At 38.8% G+C, this 17,754-nt stretch carries 16 protein-coding genes; all 16 read right to left on the reverse strand.

The features are described 5' to 3' along the window. On the reverse strand, positions 1–514 hold a 514-nt coding region (locus QZ562_RS07175), incomplete at its 3' end, for a hypothetical protein (protein WP_293758728.1). A 162-nt stretch (positions 515–676) separates the two neighbouring features. Further along, positions 677–2,155 carry a tetratricopeptide repeat protein gene (locus tag QZ562_RS07180; RefSeq protein ID WP_293758729.1) on the reverse strand — a complete coding sequence of 493 codons (1,479 nt, stop codon included), beginning with the start codon at positions 2,153–2,155 and terminating at the stop codon, positions 677–679. A 1,260-nt stretch (positions 2,156–3,415) separates the two neighbouring features. Next, entirely contained in the window at positions 3,416–4,378 is a 963-nt protein-coding gene (gene lipA, locus QZ562_RS07185) for a lipoyl synthase (protein WP_293758730.1), read from the reverse strand. Next, positions 4,371–5,018 (reverse strand): lipoyl(octanoyl) transferase LipB, encoded by a 648-nt coding sequence (gene lipB, locus QZ562_RS07190; RefSeq protein ID WP_293758731.1) that lies wholly within the window; start codon positions 5,016–5,018, stop codon positions 4,371–4,373. The genes lipA and lipB overlap by 8 nt, the downstream gene beginning before the upstream one ends. Before the next feature lie 18 nt (positions 5,019–5,036). Further along, positions 5,037–5,300, reverse strand: a complete 264-nt coding sequence (gene ybeD, locus QZ562_RS07195) for a DUF493 family protein YbeD (protein WP_293758732.1) — start codon at positions 5,298–5,300, stop codon at positions 5,037–5,039. 33 nt (positions 5,301–5,333) lie between these two features. After that, entirely contained in the window at positions 5,334–6,506 is a 1,173-nt protein-coding gene (locus QZ562_RS07200; protein ID WP_293758760.1) for a serine hydrolase, read from the reverse strand. A gap of 251 nt (positions 6,507–6,757) precedes the next feature. Continuing rightward, positions 6,758–7,606 carry a septal ring lytic transglycosylase RlpA family protein gene (locus tag QZ562_RS07205; RefSeq protein WP_363315332.1) on the reverse strand — a complete coding sequence of 283 codons (849 nt, stop codon included), beginning with the start codon at positions 7,604–7,606 and terminating at the stop codon, positions 6,758–6,760. Continuing rightward, positions 7,578–8,576 carry a lytic murein transglycosylase B gene (gene mltB, locus QZ562_RS07210; RefSeq protein WP_293758733.1) on the reverse strand — a complete coding sequence of 333 codons (999 nt, stop codon included), beginning with the start codon at positions 8,574–8,576 and terminating at the stop codon, positions 7,578–7,580. Before mltB ends, QZ562_RS07205 begins: the two co-directional genes overlap by 29 nt. A gap of 45 nt (positions 8,577–8,621) precedes the next feature. Beyond that, positions 8,622–9,740, reverse strand: a complete 1,119-nt coding sequence (gene rodA, locus QZ562_RS07215) for a rod shape-determining protein RodA (RefSeq protein ID WP_293758734.1) — start codon at positions 9,738–9,740, stop codon at positions 8,622–8,624. Then, positions 9,740–11,668 carry a penicillin-binding protein 2 gene (gene mrdA, locus QZ562_RS07220; protein ID WP_293758735.1) on the reverse strand — a complete coding sequence of 643 codons (1,929 nt, stop codon included), beginning with the start codon at positions 11,666–11,668 and terminating at the stop codon, positions 9,740–9,742. Before mrdA ends, rodA begins: the two co-directional genes overlap by 1 nt. A 2-nt stretch (positions 11,669–11,670) precedes the next feature. After that, positions 11,671–12,141, reverse strand: a complete 471-nt coding sequence (rlmH, locus tag QZ562_RS07225; RefSeq protein ID WP_293758736.1) for a 23S rRNA (pseudouridine(1915)-N(3))-methyltransferase RlmH — start codon at positions 12,139–12,141, stop codon at positions 11,671–11,673. Between the two features lie 7 nt (positions 12,142–12,148). Further along, positions 12,149–12,466, reverse strand: coding sequence for a ribosome silencing factor (rsfS, locus tag QZ562_RS07230; protein ID WP_293758737.1), 318 nt, complete (start codon positions 12,464–12,466; stop codon positions 12,149–12,151). A gap of 46 nt (positions 12,467–12,512) precedes the next feature. Next, a complete protein-coding gene (gene nadD, locus QZ562_RS07235; protein ID WP_293758738.1) occupies positions 12,513–13,223 on the reverse strand; it encodes a nicotinate-nucleotide adenylyltransferase in 711 nt (236 codons plus the stop codon). Positions 13,224–13,238: 15 nt separating this feature from the next. Further along, complete coding sequence (holA, locus tag QZ562_RS07240) at positions 13,239–14,276, reverse strand: DNA polymerase III subunit delta (RefSeq protein ID WP_293758739.1); 1,038 nt, start codon at positions 14,274–14,276, stop codon at positions 13,239–13,241. Then, positions 14,276–14,827, reverse strand: coding sequence for an LPS assembly lipoprotein LptE (gene lptE / locus QZ562_RS07245; RefSeq protein WP_293758740.1), 552 nt, complete (start codon positions 14,825–14,827; stop codon positions 14,276–14,278). The genes holA and lptE overlap by 1 nt, the downstream gene beginning before the upstream one ends. A gap of 1 nt (position 14,828) precedes the next feature. Further along, entirely contained in the window at positions 14,829–17,432 is a 2,604-nt protein-coding gene (gene leuS / locus QZ562_RS07250; protein WP_293758741.1) for a leucine--tRNA ligase, read from the reverse strand. Positions 17,433–17,754 lie beyond the last annotated feature (322 nt).

Below are 17,754 nucleotides of genomic sequence, written 5' to 3' on the forward strand. Positions count from 1 at the left end.
TGGTGTTGTTTGTAAAGTTATAGTACGAGAGAAGATTTAAACAGTCTGCTTCGTCGGCAGAGTCGAATGTGTATAAGAGACAGGAGACATATAAACGCATTAACTCGATTTTTGCATAGAGATAATCCGGTAACAATTCTAATGCCCGTAAAAGGGATGTTTCAGCATCATCATAAATTTTTGCAACACGTTGTTGCTGCCCTAAATAAAGTAATTGTTGATGATCCTCATTCCAAATACTATAAAGCTTCGCATATTGTTCTGCGGCATGTTCTTGGGCATTTTGTTGAATGTATATGCTGGCTCTTAACTGAATATATTTAGGGTCTAAAAAATGACTTTTTTGCAGGCGGTCTAATTCTTTAAGCGCAGAAGGGAAATCTTTTAATGTCTGATAAATGTTGATTATTTTTTCATAAGGAATGACATTTTCTCTGTTGAATAACTTGGCCGTAGTAAATTTGTCTTTTGCTTCTTCAAGTTTTCCTAAGCTTAGTAAGATGTTTCCCTGCAATACATATAACCTAAAACTATTAGTGTTTTCTTTAGCAAGGTTTTCAGCATAAGTATAAGCTTGGTGGTATTCTTTTTTTAAATAAAATAGATTTGCCTGGTTATATTTGGCAGAAAATATATCTAAGTTAGCCGTTAATACTATATTATTTACCTTCTGCGATTATTGTAATTGAGGTGACCTTGTCAGCACCTCTACCTTTAACAGTTGGTAGGCCAAATTGCCCGACACAAGTTCAATTAACTCATTCACTAAACCTAACGCACGTTTTTGTTGACCGTTTTGAAGATAAAGCATGACTGCAATTTTCTTTACCTCTTGGCCAGTTGTGTCTGTGAAGTGTTGTTCGAAATATTTCAGTGCTTCTTGATGTTTATTTCTTGCTTGTAATATTTTCACTTGCATCAGGTCAAATACACGTTTGGCATTATGGGTTTTTCTCAGTTCTGAGATAAAACTTTGGCATTGATAAATTTTATTAGTTTGAATATATAAATCACACAATACCAATGATAAGGATAAATTATTTTTTATAGTGTCGTAGTGGGTTTCCATTACTTTTAACGCCACTTTCGACTCATTTAACCTAATGTGAGTATCAACAAGAATCTCTATTGCATAGAGGCTTTCAGGATTTTGTGAAACATAATTGATCAATTTATTTCTAGCGGTTTCATAGTTGCCGGTCATGTAAAACGCTAACCCAGATACTAATAACAACTCAGTTTGTTTTAATAATTGTTCATTGGGTATTAACGCCATTTTTGTTGCGATTTCTCCGTAGGCTTTTATGGCAAGTTCATTATTATTGTTCATGCCATAAAGCCTTGCGCTTAATAACATGATAAAAGGTTCGTCTGGCGTGATAATTAAAATGTTGTCTACCACATCTCTGGCTTCGTCGAGCTGTTTAAGGGTCACATAAATGTTAGCCAATGAGCGACTTATAAATGGTTCAGTAGGCAAGTTAATGTATGCCTCTTTAAATAACGCTAACGCCTCTAGAATATCCCCTTCTTTTTCACTGATTTGACCTCTTATGTGCAAAGTAAATGCGTTACTGGAATTTATTTTTGAAGCCTTAGTAATAAATATTTTTGATTGAACAATGTTATCTTGTCTTAAATAAAAGCTAGCCAAATTGTTCAGTACCGTTATGTTTTCAGGCTGTAATTCGAGGGCATGTTCATATTTTTCAAGTGTGTTATTGGGCCGCTCAAGGTTTTCATAAGCAATAGCTTGTAACATGGATATTTCAAAATTATTTTTTGCGCTAAGTTTATGGGTCATCAATTTGATAACCTTCTTATATTCCATGATACGAGAATATGCTTGCGCAAGGGGGAGGTAAGCAATATCTAAATCTGCACCTAAAATGAGCGATTCTTGGTATTCAACAATGGCAGCGCGTGTTTGGTTTCTACGTAACAATATATCAGCCATCATTAATTTAGACTGTAAATGAGACGGATTATCTTGCAGGGCGTTTTTTAAGTAAACATAGGCTTCGTCGAAGTTTTCTTGATTAAAACTTCTCAGTGCTTTTTCGTAATCTATTGCTGACTGAGAAAAAGCGTAACTACAAAAAAGCGTCAGTATTGAAATAATTAAAATTGAGGTTGGCTGGTTTTTGTTTCGCATTGTAATGAATACCACCCGCTGATTTAGTCAAAGTAAATTAATTACTAATGAATAATATTAAAAAAACACTGTATGTCCGATGATCTTTTAGAATAGTTCATAATACCCATTAATGCCCAACGCTACGACTAAGTTATTACAACCCTAGAGCCAGAGATGTAAGGTCAATATTCTATATCTGATTGTGTGATTGAAGTACTGTGATAAACATGACCCTTGGTGATGATAATGAAGCTCCCTAAAAATATCACAGTAAATAATCGACATACCTAGACCCAATTGAGCGCTTCATAAAATATAAAGAGTGTCTTGTGTTTTTCTCTTTTTATATTTATGCGCACTTTCCTAACATGAGGAAATCAGAGGTAGGTCGGTCATATTATTAATACAAAGTGATGCTGTTCAGTGTTCCCTATTTTTGTGGTTCAGTGCTTCTAAATCATTATTGGTAAATAATAAGAGGTCAAAAGGTAGTGCAGAATTTGTTAAAACGGTTAAGTGTATAAGTGTGGAGTTTACGAGTTAAGGTGTGGAGTTTACGAGTTAAGGTGTGGAGTTTACGAGTTTAGGTTTGTAAATGGAGAAATAAATTAAATTTGCATCCTGCAGGGGCTTAATCTCCATTCATTGGTGGATGCGTTGTATTATAGAGTTAAATAATATTGCGCTGTGAAATTAGACTGCCACATAAAGGAGGTGAAGCAAAAGTAAGTTTTGTAATGGCAATTTCTGCAACTTTAAATGTAACGTTTCGAGGCTAATTACACTTGTTGGGGCCACCAGTCATTTATTCTCAATCACCGCAGAAAAATTATTTTAACCAATGTGCAACCTCAGGTTCTAGAAAGTATTTTCACTGTGGAACGTATTGGTAGTGGAACGTATTGGTAGTGGAACGTATTGGTAACTGTTAGCAAAATTCTAATCAGTATACTCTAAGTAATTAGACAATCTAGCCGTCGGCTTTTGAGCACGGGATTGAACCTTTGGCACCTGTAAATAGGTCAGCTAAGGTCTAATAGATAAACTTGGACTCTATACAAATAGATGAAGGATGTTGCTACTTTCACCCTGTATGTGTCGGAATGGGCACGGTCTGAACAATAAAATTTTAACGTAGAAGAAACTTATAACCGAACTGCGAGAGATTATGGTTAGTTGTCTGGTGGCTCGCGGAAGCTCACTGTGGCTCTTCTTGTTATAATAGAGCCACTTGTCAACCAGTATGATACTAATCAGATTAAGCCATAATAAATGGGTTCACTTTACTTCTTCACCAGCCGCTTGCTTATCCGCATGGTAGCTAGAACGGACCATAGGACCACTGGCTGCATGACTAAAACCTAACTCTTTGGCTGTTTCGCCGAGTTCATCAAATTCGTCAGGATGTACATAACGTTTCAATGGGAAGTGATGTTTACTGGGCTGTAAATATTGGCCCAAGGTCAACATCTCTACATTGTGGGTGCGTAAATCTTTCAATACTTCGGTTATTTCGTGTTTGTCTTCGCCCATGCCCATCATTAGTCCAGATTTGGTAGGAATATCAGGGTGCTGCTGTTTGAATTTTTTCAATAAGTCTAACGACCATTGATAGTTGGCACCTGGTCGACATTCCCGGTACAAACGCGGAATAGTTTCAAGGTTGTGGTTAAAAACGTCAGGCGGGCTTTGCTTGAGTATTTCAAGAGCTCTGTCCATACGACCTCTGAAATCCGGTACTAACACTTCTATTTTGGTCGATGGGCTATGTTCGCGAATAGCCGATATACAGTCAACAAAGTGCTGGGCACCACCATCGCGCAAATCATCTCGGTCTACTGAAGTTATTACCACATATTTTAATTTCATTTCAGCAATAGTTTTGGCTAACTTAATGGGCTCTTCTGCGCTAGGTGGTAAGGGTTTACCATGACCTACGTCACAAAATGGGCATCGACGAGTGCAAATGTCGCCCAAGATCATAAATGTTGCTGTGCCGTGGTTAAAACATTCGGCGAGATTAGGGCAGCTTGCTTCTTCACAAACTGAATGTAAGTTATTCTTGCGTAAAGTTTTTTTGATATGGTCAATTTTATCTGTATTACGTGGCAGCTTTATTTTTATCCACGCAGGTTTACGCAACATATCAGCCTTTTCAGTCGGCATGATAGTGATGGGAATATGTTTAACTTTTTCATCATCCCGAAGTTTAACTCCGGCCTCCGCGCGTACGTTATTCATTAAAACCTTCTCTATGTTCTTTGTGATTTATACCTAATAAGGCAGATAAATGATCAGTCAGTTTAATGCCAGCTTCAGTCAGCGTATCAGGGCCGCCAAGTTGTGCGCAATCTATCATTTCCAGACCGGCATAACCACATGGATTTATGCGCTGAAAAGGGCGTAAATCCATGTTGACGTTCAATGCTAAACCATGAAAAGAGCAACCTTTACGAATTCTTAGGCCAATAGAACAGACTTTTTTGCTGTCTACGTAAACTCCTGGAGCATCAACTTTAGGATAGGCATTAATTGCATATTCTTTTAACGTGTTGACCACACATTGTTCTAATGCCGTTACTAAATTTCTAACACCCAATTTATTGCGTTTAAGATTAAGTAACACGTACATCATTTGTTGACCGGGCCCGTGGTAGGTGACTTGACCACCCCTATCGACTTTTACTACAGGAATATCACCTGGTACAAGTATGTGTTCTTCTTTACCCGCTTGGCCCTGAGTAAAGACTGCTTGATGTTCTGCCAGCCATATTTCGTCGACTGTTTCATCGTTCCTATGATTAGTGAAATCTTGCATGGCTTGCCAAATAGGCGAGTAAGCCTGCAAGCCCAATTGTCTGACGATTAGTTTAGCAGGCATTGTGCAGACACACTCTCTTTACAAAACAACTTTAACCAACTCCAGTTTAGCTAGTTCAATATAGAGTGTTTCCATATGTGCTTTGCTGGTTACTGTTATGCTGAGCGAAATGGAGTGGTATGTACCCTTTGAACTTGGTTTTACTTTAGGTACATAATCACCTGGCGCATGTATTTGTAAGCAAGATATAACATCTTCTGGCAAGCGCTCATGGGCGATGCCCATAATTTTAAATGTCTGCTGGCATGGGAAATCCAGCAGTTGGTCAAAGTTAGTGTCCATGTTTCTCTCGAATATTTAACAAATTGCGAATTATTAATTATTAAAACCAAGCTTTAATTTGACAAAATCAACCATACGGTCGAAGAAATCGCCTTCTTTGATTTCTTGCAAGGCAACTAATGGATATTCAGCAATATCTTCACCTTCAATTTGGAGATAGAGTTTGCCTACTACTTCACCTTTAGCAATCGGTGCTTGTAAGCTTTTGTCTAACTTAAAGTTAGCCTTTAGATTTTTACTCAAGCCTCGAGGAATATTTATTGGGGTATCTTGTAATATGCCAAGGTCTACAGTTTCCTTATCACCCATAAAAATACGGTGTGAAACAAAGCTATCACCTGCTTTATAAGGTGTGATCGTTTCAAAAAAGCGAAAACCGTATTTGAGTAATTTTTTATTTTCAACTTTACGAGCACGTTCACTATCTGTACCCATGACAACTGAAATTAGGCGCATATCACCTTGGTAAGCTGAGGTGATCAAGCTATAACCTGCATCAGACGTATGCCCCGTTTTTATACCATCAACATTGAGGCTCCTATCCCATAATAAGCCATTACGGTTGTATTGCTTTATATCGTTGAAGGTAAATTCTTTTTCGGCATAAATAGCATATTCTTGTGGCACATCACGTATTAATGCAGCTGACAAAATTGCCATGTCTCTTGGTGTCGTAAAATGCTGAGAATCGTGTAAACCATGACTATTCACAAAGTAAGTTGAGGTCATACCTAGTCTTTCTGCATGCATATTCATCATGCTCGCAAATGCATCTTCACTTCCGGCAATATGCTCTGCCATGGCTACACAAGCGTCGTTACCAGACTGAACGATGATGCCGCGGTTGAGATCGGCTACCGATATTTTTTTACCTACTTCGATAAACATTTTTGAAGAGTCTGGAAAGTTTTTAGCCCATGCTTTTTCAGAAATGGTCACTAGATCAGTCTCTTTGATATTACCGTTGAGCAGCTCTATGCCAATGACATAGCTAGTCATCATTTTGGTTAAGCTAGCAGGTGGTATTTGCATATCAGCGTTTTGTTCTGCTATTACATTACCTGTTTGGAAATCCATTAATATGAACCCTTTAGCTGAGACACTTGGTGCAGGTGGGATAACTACAGCAGCAGAAGCTGAAAAGATACACAAACACAAGACTATGGTGCTTACAAGAGATCCGAAATACGTTTTTTGATTAAGCATTAAACTACCGTTTGAAAATGTTGTAGGAATAGAAATCTTAGACATGTCTTAAAAGACACGAACGATGACATTAAATTTTACTTAACAATATAACACTTCGATGGTTACATTGCTGCCCAACTGAAAACTAATGCTCAACTATATACAACTATGTGAAAGTTTTTATCAGCTTCAAGATGTCAGACACAAATTGATGTGAAAAGTTTTGTTTGGTTAAAAGATAAAACATAGATAGAAAGTATATGATGAATCTAATCAAAGTAAACTTTATAAGCGTCAGGGTAGTCATTGCTTTTAAGTTCGTTTAAGAACGTATTTGCATCCTGCTCGCCTATCATTGGCCCAAGGTGTAATTTATATATTCCTTCCTCAAATCTTGTTAGGTAGGGACGTTGGTATAAGCTTTTTAATCCCTTTGCTAAGTTATCTATTTCCTTTTTGTTTTGAAAAGCAGCCACTTGAATAAAAACCTGTTGATTGACTTTAATGGAGGATTTTTTGATGATGGTTGGATTGCGTCCTTCGGTAATCACTCCTGCTCTATCTACATGAATAACGTCAATTTTTACTTCCGCAACACCTGTTTCAAGCATGTCTAGCTTTAACGCCGCAGCATAAGACAGGTCTATTACACGACCTTCATAAAAAGGCCCTCTATCGTTGACTCTAACGACGACTTGTTTACTATTTTTTAAATTGGTAACACGAACAAATGATGGTAATGGCAATGTTTTGTGTGCGGCAGACATTTTGTACATGTCGTAAATCTCGCCATTAGACGTTAAGTGACCATGAAATTTTTGTCCATACCAACTCGCATGACCCTTATCGCTGAAACCTTTACCTGTATTGAGTGGTCTGTACCTAATTCCCCTTATCGTATAAGGTCGCATATTAGCTGGCGCATATGTTTGGTAAGTCGCTATCGCATCTTGTGTTGTCACCTTTTGTGGAACTTCATTAGGGGCTGAATCTTGTTTTTGGTAATAACGTCCCTTTGGAGCACAACCAGAAACAATCACTAAGATAATAAGTAGACCAAGTAAACGTGTAGATTTTACCATGGAATAATTAGTCGTTAAGTTTAGCGGTGGTTGCAACGTTGAACTCTTGTTTAAGTTGTTGGCTGAATTGAAACACGGCCATAGCATATAGCGGACTATGGTTATAACGAGTGATCACATAAAAGTTAGGTAAACCTACCCAATATTCTTTACTATTCGTTTGTTCAAATTCGAAAAGTTTAACACTCATGTCTTTGTTTAATTCTTCCCCAGTGATGCTTACACCCGCAACTTGCAACTGTGACCATTGATGAGAATATTTAAGAGATTGTGTCAACAATGCTGAGTATTGATTGCCACTGACTTTAGCTTTAAACGCAATAGCATTGTTGGCCTTCCAATGGTGTTTTTTAAAGTAGTTTGCAACACTTCCAATAGCATCCACAGGGTTGTTTAATAAGTCTCGCACACCGTCACCGTCGAAATCCACAGCGTAATAACGGTAACTAGAAGAAATAAACTGTCCCCATCCCATTGCGCCAGCATAAGAACCTTTAAGCTCGGTGATATCAAATTCTTCCTCCTGAGCTAATAAAAATAATTGAGCTAATTCGCTGCGAAAAAACGTCGCCCTAGGTGGATAATGAAAACCCAAAGTAACTAATGCATCGAGTACTGAATATTTGCCTTGGTAAGTGCCATAAAAAGTCTCAACACCAATGATGGCTACAATAATTTCTGCGGGTACGCCGGTTTCTTGCTCTGCTCGAGCTAATGTTTGATGATGTGTTTGCCAGAACGTCAAGCCTTTTGCTAAACGTTTTTCAGTAAGGAATATAGGAAAATACTGAAACCAAGGTTTGGCTTCCCATGGTTTGGCAATAGATTGTAAAACTACCTCGTTTTTATTGGCCTTAGCCAAGGTTGATTCAATCACTGTTCTTTTAAACTGATGTTCATTTACCATCAAGTCAATAAACTCCTGTCGCAACTCCTCAGGAGAGGCTTTGATGCCATGACATGTCAGACAAAAGACTAATACTATAAACGATTTAATCAACTTCACGATTTCTCCTCAATAGTTAAGTGGTTTACTTAACTAAAACTACTATTATCCTCGGGACATAATTCTTTTCTGGGTACTAATTGCCATTAAAATACCAAAGCCTGCTAATAGTGTCACCATAGAAGTGCCACCATAACTAACTAATGGTAAAGGTACGCCAACAACAGGTAAAATACCTGAAACCATGCCCATATTGACAAACACATAAACAAAAAAGGTAAGCGTAATACTGCCAGCTAAAATTTTACTAAATACATCTTGTGCTCTCACCGCTATCAACATGCCACGTATTACAATAAAAGCGTAGATCGATAGCAGTCCCACCACGCCCCAAAATCCAAACTCTTCACTGAACACTGCAAAAATAAAATCCGTATGACGTTCTGGTAAAAACTCTAACTGCGATTGTGTGCCTTGCAACCAACCTTTACCCTGAGCTCCGCCAGAACCAATAGCAATTTTCGATTGTATAATGTGATAACCCGATCCCAAAGGATCACTTTCAGGATTGATAAATGTCAACACTCGTTGTTTTTGATAATCTTCCATCAAGAAATTCCACATAATAGGAGTAAAAGCTGACATGGCAATAGCAACAAAAGATATAAATCGCCAGCTCATACCCGCTAAGAATAAAGCAAAAACGCCTGAGCAAGCAATCAGAAGTGAGGTGCCTAAATCTGGTTGGCGAGCAATCAATAAGGTGGGTAGGGCGACCAAAGCAAAGCCAACCAGTATATGCCACGTTTTAGGTGGCAAATTGAAGCGACTAATATACCAAGCCACCATCATAGGCACGGCTAACTTCATGACTTCAGAGGGTTGGAAGCGAAATACGCCTATATCTAACCAACGCTGTGCCCCTTTACTGGATACACCTACCACCAATACAGCAATTAACATTGCTATACCGATTATGTAAAAATAAACAGATAACTTTTGGTAAGCCATTGGGGGGATCTGAGCCACAACCAACATCACGCATAATGCTAGAGCCAGACGTGTTAATTGCCTTTGTATGAGACTTATGTCTTGTCCGCCTGCTGAATAGATAGTAAGCAAACCTACCACCATAAGTACCAGTAATCCAAATAACAAAATACCATCACAATGTATCCTATTACAAAATGAACGGTTATTAAAAGCTAGTTTAGTCCTAAGCATTAGGGTTGCGTCCCAGGTTGCGTTAGTTCAAGTTCTTCTCGATTTTGTCCTAAGGGCTCGATGACCTTATGTTCAGGAAATGTTTGATTTTTGAAATAATTATCCATCATTTTACGAGCAATAGGTGCAGCTTCAGCACCGCCGTGTCCTGCATTTTCTAATACCACAGATAGCACTATTTGTGGTTTGTCGTAGGGTGCATAACCTACATACATAGCGTTATCATGATTCTTCTTGGAAAGTTTGGAGGCATCATATTTTTCATCTTGTGCGATACTGACTAATTGCGCGGTACCTGTTTTACCTGCGGAAATATAATGAGCGCCTCTAAATGCGTTTCGTGCAGAGCCTTCTCTATTGACCGTACCATACATAGCATCCAATACCATATCCCAGTTGTGTTCGTTTTTTATGACTATGGGGCGCCTTTCTTTAATAGCCTGCACGACAACCGTCTCTTTCTGCATATTACCGCGAATAATTTGCGGAATAATGCGTCTACCCTTATTAACTAATGTAGTGATTGACTGGGTAAGTTGGACAGGTGTTGCTGTCCAATAGCTCTGTCCTATGCCTATATTGATGGTGTCACCGATGTACCAAGGACGGTTAAATAAGGCTTTTACAATACCTCTACTCGGCATAATACCATCGGCTTCTTCATGAAGGTCAATACCGGTATAATCACCAAAACCGAACTCATACATGCTTTCACTTATCCGGTCTATGCCTAGCTTATAGGCTAAATCATAAAAAAAAATGTCACAAGACACTTCTATTGCCTTAGTCACATCTACCCAACCGTGGCCCCAAGGGTTATGGTCTCGCCAAACACGTTCAACATTTTTTAATTGATATTTACCGATATCATAAATTCGGGTTTCAGGCGTAATCACCTTTTCCTCTAGCCCTGTTAATGCTAGAAGAGGTTTAACTGTCGATGCTGGCGGATACTGTCCCTGCGTTGCACGATTAAACAAAGGACGCTCTGTAGTAAGTAATTTCTTGTAATTTTTACTACTGATACCATGCACAAACAAGTTAGGATCGTAGCTTGGGCTACTGTAAAGGGCAAGAACACCTCCATCTCGAGGATCAATGGCAACAACAGAGCCTTTCTTACCTGCAAAGGCTTTCTCCGCCTCGAGTTGTAAATTCGTATCAATATTCAATACAATATCTTGGCCGGGAATAGGTGGATTAAAGTCTAATGTGCGTATTATTCTACCCCGATTATTCACTTCTACCTCTTGAAACCCCACTTTTCCATGAAGCATTTCTTCGTGATATTTCTCTATGCCACTTTTACCGATGTCATAAGTTGCTGCATAGTTGGCTTCAAAGCCAGCTTCGTTGAGTTTCTGCAAATCTTTCTTGTTAATTTTGGCAACATATCCTATGGCATGTGTGAGAGCGCTGCCGTAAGGATAATAACGAGCTAGCCTAGCCTCGATAGATACACCCGGATAGTTATGTTGTTTGACGGAAAACAGTGCTACTTCATTAGGCTTCAAACGGTTGATCAAATTGACTGGTTTGAAACGTCTAGCACTCTTTAAATCTTGATAAAAGTCACTGAGATCTTCTTCTTCAATACCAAGTAATGAACTAAGCTCGTCGATAGTTGACTCTAGATCCTCAATCTCTTCTGGTATGACTTGTAGACTAAATACTGGACGATTTTCGGCAAGTAATATGCCATTACGGTCATATATTAATCCACGATTGGGTGCCACAGGTAATACTTTTATTCGGTTACCGTCTGCACGTGTCTGGTAATCTTCAAATCGACTTATTTGTAAATAATACAAGTTTGTCAACACCATGCCTACCATAATAAAAACCACAAGTAATCCGATAAAAGTTCGCCTAGCAAAAAGGTTAGCTTCAGCTGAGTGGTCTTTTATAAGGATACGTGGGGAAGGCAATGTTATTCTCTATGATAAGGATGGTTATTATTAATTGACCAAGCTCGATATAGGCTCTCAGCAACAATTATGCGTGCCAAAGGATGTGGCAAAGTAAGACTAGACAATGACCACCTTTGTTCCGAAACTTTTATGCATTCGGGCGCTAAACCTTCGGGGCCACCGATTAATAAACTTACATCTCGGCCATCCATTTGCCAGTTCTGCATAGTTTTAGCTAATTTAGGAGTATCCCAAGACACACCTGTTACCTCTAAAGTGACAACTCTGTTGCCTTTGGGAATTGCAGCAAGAGTTAACTCACCTTCTTTATGTAAGATACGTTTAATATCCGCATTTTTACCACGCTTACCGGCAACTATTTCAGTTAGATGTAAAGGCATATCAGCAGGAAAACGTCTGCAATATTCTGAAAAACCCTGTTCGACCCAAACGGGCATTTTCATGCCCACTGCTATCATCTGAATGCGCAACGGTTACTTAGCCCCAGAGTTTTTCCAATTGATAGAAATCTCGGGCATCATCTTGCATCACATGCAAGACCACGTCGCCTAGATCAACTAAAACCCAATCACCACTTTCACGACCTTCAATGCTTAAAGGTGCAGTACCAGCTTGTTTAGCTTCAACTACGACATTTTCGGCAATTGAAATAACATGACGTTTAGAATTGCCTGAGCAAATTAACATGGTTTCAGTAACGGACGATTTTTCTGCAACATCTAAATCAATGATGTCACGACCTTTTAAGTCTTCGACTTTTTCTATGACAAAGGCTTTTAATTGTTTGTGATCCAAAGACTTTCCTTATGGCTAAACTTTATACGATTTAATTTAATATAGTTTAACAGAAATCTGTACTTGGCTGATAGAGCTTATGCTGTTGAATATAATCTAATATCTTTGGCGGTAAAAAACTATCAACTGATTGATTATTAAATAATTGTTGCCTAATTTTGCTAGAAGACACTGTTAATCTTTGCGTATCAGCAAAATAAATATGTCCAGCAAGAGTGTTATGAAGCACCGACGGATTAAAAATTTGTCTCTTATGTAGCAATGTTTGTAGTTCTGGCGAATACGAATGTGGTGAGGGAAGTCCTAGAGAATCATCAAATTTATAACTTGAGTCTTTAACCGCCTCCCCAGTTCTTTCGCACACCACGAAATGGCAAAGAGCAAATAGTAACGGCCAATTGTGCCATGTAAACAAATTTTGTAATGAGTCAGTGCCGATGAAAAAACATAGCGGAGTGTTAGGCATCGCCGTTCGTAGTTCTCTCAAAGAATCAACACTAAAGGTAGGCTTTGCTCGAATAAGCTCTCTTGGTTCAGGGTAAAATAGAGGATAATCAGCACAAACTAGCTCTACCATTTTAAGCCTGTCTTCACTTGATGCGGTCGCTGGATTTTTATGGCTAGGAATATAACAAGGCATCAAAGCTATTTTTTGGATGTTAGTTTTGCCCGCTGCTTCTAATATTGGGAGAATATGCCCATAGTGAATCGGGTCAAAGGTACCACCAAAAATACCTAAAGGAGGTGCTAATCGCATCTAAAGATATAACTCCTAATCTAAAACACCATAATCTAAAGGCACATTATTAAGTTGATATGGAACAAACAACAAACATAAATGGCATAACTCTATGTAAGGTCTAACTACTTGGGATTGTTTAATCGCACCATCAAACTCTGCTAATTTTTGCTGAAGCACTTGCATATGTTCTAATGATAATCGTTGCAATGCTGACTGGTATAAAGATTGACGACTTTTCCATATTCGGTATTGGTTCCAGTTAATAGTTTTACCTTGCTGCCGATCAAATAATATCCCTTGCAAAGTCTGCCATTCACGCGTCAGAGCCCAAACAATAATATTGGGTTCAACTCCTTCACTTTCCAAACGATAGAGCATTTTGACTGCTTTTTGAGCATCACCACTGAGTAATACATCGATTAAATGAAACACCGTGAATCTGGATTGATCAACAACTGCTTGTTCGACCTGTTCAAAGCTAGGATTACCTTGAGGATAAAGTAGTATTAACTTTTGAATCTCTTGTTTGGCCGCGAGTAAGTTACCTTCACAATAATCAACCAATAACTGCGAGATTTGTTTAGAGGACTGCATCCCCACTAAACGCATTTGGTTATTTATCCACTGATATAGTGCATTGCCTTCCAAAGGGTAACAAGGCACATAAATGGCGTGCATATCTACTGCCTTAAACCATTTAGTATTCTGCACATCCTTACCAATTTTTCCGCCATGTATAACAATTAACACATCAGGATTTATCTGTTGCGCTAAGCTCGTTAGTACTTTGCTTCCCTCTGCACCAGGTTTTCCGGTGGGCAATTCAAGTTCAATAATTTGTCTAGTAGAAAATAACGATAAAGTTTGCGTTGCTTCAATCAGGGTATCCCAACTAAATTGGCCATCTGCGACTAAGGACTGACGTTCGTCAAAGCCTCGGGTTAAAGCTGCACTTCGTAATAACTCAATACATTCGAGTTTTTGTTGTGGCTCGTCACCAAAAAACAAATAAAAGGGTTTCAGTTCTGAGGTGGCATCAATATTAAAACGGTTAGGATAGACCTGCATTAGTCACCTACAGTCTGTTGCCAAATATTGTACGAGCTGGCAATTTGTCGGATAATACGATTGGCTGCTTCATGGCGCATTTCGTTTTGGATTAAATCCAACTCACGAGACTTAGCTAATACTGCATCTGGGTCGTCTTGGTATTCCCTAGTGACATCAAACTCTAATTCTAGCGCGTCTTGCGAAGGAAACTGGATCTGATATCCAATGGTATACACCAATTCATATTCTGCTACTTGTCCGGTTGAAAAAAGGGACAACAAACGCCTTTCAAGTACATCTGATGTTAAATAAATAACAGCATCTATTTGTTCATCTACACGTCTATCGATTTGAGAGTCAGTAACAGAATTATCCCACACTTCAATGTTAAATCCTTGAAGCTGTTTACTTAGTATTCTATGTAGTGGGGTGTTTTTTTGTGCCGCTAATAATTGAAGTTGCTGAATACCAGATGGTAGTCCGTAGTCACCTCGTAATTTAAAGCCACATCCTACTATTGTTAGAACAATAATGAGGATGCAAACATTAAAAAATATACTCTTTAGCACTTTAATTTGCCACTATGTTAAGTAATCTACCCGGAATATAAATGACTTTTCGAATTATTTTGCCATCTGTGTGTTGTAGGATATTTTGTTCGGCTAGACCCATTGTTTCGACCTGTTCTTTTGTGGCGTCCGCAGAAACAGTAATTTTCGCTCTGACTTTACCATTAACTTGCACTACTACGAGCTTTTCATCTTCAATCATTGCTTCAGCTTCAGCTATAGGCCATGGTGCGGTTTCTACTGCATTATTGTGACCTAAGTCTCTATACATCACATGACAAATGTGAGGAGCGATAGGAGTGAGCAACAAGACTATTGCATTTATACCTTCGCGTAAGACGGCGAGGTCTTGCTCAGTTGTTTTTGATGCTTTTTGTAAATGATTCAGTAACTCCATGGTGGCAGCAACGGCTGTATTGAATGTCTGGCGGCGACCAATATCATCGCTGACTTTTTCAATTGTTTTGTGAATTAAACGTCTAAGATTTTTCTGCGGGGAAGATAAATTAGTTTTATCTAGCAAAGCTATTTCACCTGCTTCGACATGTTCTTGCACCAAATTCCAAAGGCGTTTTACAAATCTGTGTGCACCCTCAACTCCAGAATCAATCCATTCTAATGTCTGCTCGGGCGGAGCAGCAAACATAGTAAATACTCGAATGGTATCAGCACCATATAAATCGATTACTTGTTGTGGATCAATACCATTGTTTTTTGACTTGGACATCTTGGTCATGCCGTGATGAATCACTTCCTTGCCGTCAGACTCAAGTACAGATTTGATAATCCTGCCTTTATCGTCTTTCTCAATGATAACATCCGCAGGGGAGTACCATACTTTTTTGCCAACAGCATCTTCACGATAAAATGAATCAGCTAACACCATCCCTTGACACAACAGACGTTTGTAAGGCTCGTCAGATTGAACCAAACCTTCATCACGCAGAAGTTTATGAAAAAAACGTGAGTACAGTAAATGCAATATAGCGTGTTCAATTCCACCTACATATTGATCTACGGGTAACCAATAATTAGCTTGTGATGGGTCCAACATAGCCTGATCGTTCTGCGCACTGCAATAGCGAGCGTAATACCATGATGACTCCATAAAAGTGTCAAAAGTATCGGTCTCCCTTAATGCAGGCTGACCATTAAACTCTGTTTTAGCCCATTCAGGGTCTGCTTTGATTGGAGAAATAACCCCATTCATATGCACATTTTCTGGTAATTCGACCGGTAGCTGATCACTGGGTACAGTGACAGACTCGCCATTTTCTAAATTCAACATTGGGATTGGAGTTCCCCAGTATCGCTGTCTTGATACACCCCAATCTCTCAGACGGTAATTGATTTTCTTTCTACCCTTATTTTGTTCAATAAGAGTTTGCGCAATTTTATCAAAAGCATCTGCTGAAGTAAGGTCATCGTATTCGCCAGAATTTAACAATAGACCTTTTTCAGTAAATGCACCTAAACTTAAATCACATTCAATATTGCTTTGTGAATCGGCTTTAACGACTTGTTTGATTTCAAGGCCATATTTAGTGGCAAACTCCCAGTCTCTTTGATCGTGACCCGGCACCGCCATCACCGCACCCGAGCCGTAACCCATGAGTACAAAGTTGGCTACCCAAACAGGGACTTTGTGACCGGTTAAAGGGTGAATTGCGAAATACCCTGTGGCACAGCCTTTCTTTTCCATAGTGGCCATTTCAGCTTCGGCTACATTAGTATTTTTACATTCTTGAATAAATGTGGCTAAGTCATTGTTGGTTTTAGCTGCTTCTAATGCGATGGGGTGTTGCGCCGCAACTGCAACATAAGTCACACCTAGTAGAGTGTCCGGACGAGTAGTGTATACATCAAAACTTTCTAGCTGTGCGATTATTTGTTCAAGTTCGAAAGTTATTTCAACTCCTTCTGAACGTCCAATCCAGTTTTTCTGCATCGCCCGAACCTGTTCAGGCCATTCTTCTAATTGCTCTAAATCGTTAACCAACTCTTCCGCATAATCAGTGATTTTTATAAACCACTGAGGAATTTGTCTTTGTTCAACTAAAGCGCCAGAACGCCATCCGCGACCGTCAATCACCTGTTCGTTAGCAAGAACCGTATGGTCTACTGGGTCCCAGTTAACAGTAGCATTTTTTTTATACACTAGGCCTTTATCGAATAAGCGAGTGAAAAACCACTGTTCCCATCGATAATAGTCTTTTTTACAAGTCGCTATCTCCCGATCCCAGTCGTAACCAAATCCTAAAGTTTTTAATTGGTTTTTCATATACTCAATATTTGAGTAGGTCCATTTAGCCGGCGCAGTATTATTATTGATAGCTGCGTTTTCTGCAGGTAGGCCAAATGCATCCCATCCCATAGGTTGGAGCACATTCTTACCTAACATTCTTTGATAGCGGCTAATTACATCGCCAATGGTGTAATTGCGCACATGACCCATGTGTAAACGGCCACTGGGATAAGGAAACATTGACAGACAATAAAATTTTTCTTTATCTTCGTCTTCGGTTGCTTTAAATGTTTTCTGAGTTTCCCAATAGGCTTGAACCTCTTTTTCGATTTCTTGAGGTTGATACTGTTTTTCGGCCATTAAAAAAGATTTCCGTGACTAGAGCTGTAGAGACAACATGCCCCTAAACAATGATATAAAATGTATCGGGCTAGAGTACCTTAGCGTATCCCTTGCTAACAATAGTAAATATGTGATTTATCGGGCTTATTATGAAGTTTTTAGGTGTATCAACATATTTGAATATGATTAGGTAAAAATCAGCCAATTTAAAAAAAACACTTTTAGAATAAGTATTCGGCTTTATTTGTATTAAAAATAGTCACTTTTTCAGATTCTTTTCGTATCTGTTTGACAGCTTGTTGATTACGGGTTTCACTCTTTCACATATTTATAATTTGTA

The organism is uncultured Paraglaciecola sp. (assembly GCF_913058035.1).
Lineage (GTDB): Bacteria > Pseudomonadota > Gammaproteobacteria > Enterobacterales > Alteromonadaceae > Paraglaciecola.

Coding starts and splice junctions, on each gene's coding strand:
- holA (WP_293758739.1), bottom strand. CDS start 14,276: ATGCAGGTCTATCCTAACCGTTTTAATATTGATGCCACCTCAGAACTG.
- lipA (WP_293758730.1), bottom strand. CDS start 4,378: ATGAATAACGTACGCGCGGAGGCCGGAGTTAAACTTCGGGATGATGAA.
- QZ562_RS07180 (WP_293758729.1), bottom strand. CDS start 2,155: ATGCGAAACAAAAACCAGCCAACCTCAATTTTAATTATTTCAATACTG.
- leuS (WP_293758741.1), bottom strand. CDS start 17,432: ATGGCCGAAAAACAGTATCAACCTCAAGAAATCGAAAAAGAGGTTCAA.
- QZ562_RS07200 (WP_293758760.1), bottom strand. CDS start 6,506: ATGCTTAATCAAAAAACGTATTTCGGATCTCTTGTAAGCACCATAGTC.
- rodA (WP_293758734.1), bottom strand. CDS start 9,740: ATGCTTAGGACTAAACTAGCTTTTAATAACCGTTCATTTTGTAATAGG.
- ybeD (WP_293758732.1), bottom strand. CDS start 5,300: ATGGACACTAACTTTGACCAACTGCTGGATTTCCCATGCCAGCAGACA.
- lipB (WP_293758731.1), bottom strand. CDS start 5,018: ATGCCTGCTAAACTAATCGTCAGACAATTGGGCTTGCAGGCTTACTCG.
- nadD (WP_293758738.1), bottom strand. CDS start 13,223: ATGCGATTAGCACCTCCTTTAGGTATTTTTGGTGGTACCTTTGACCCG.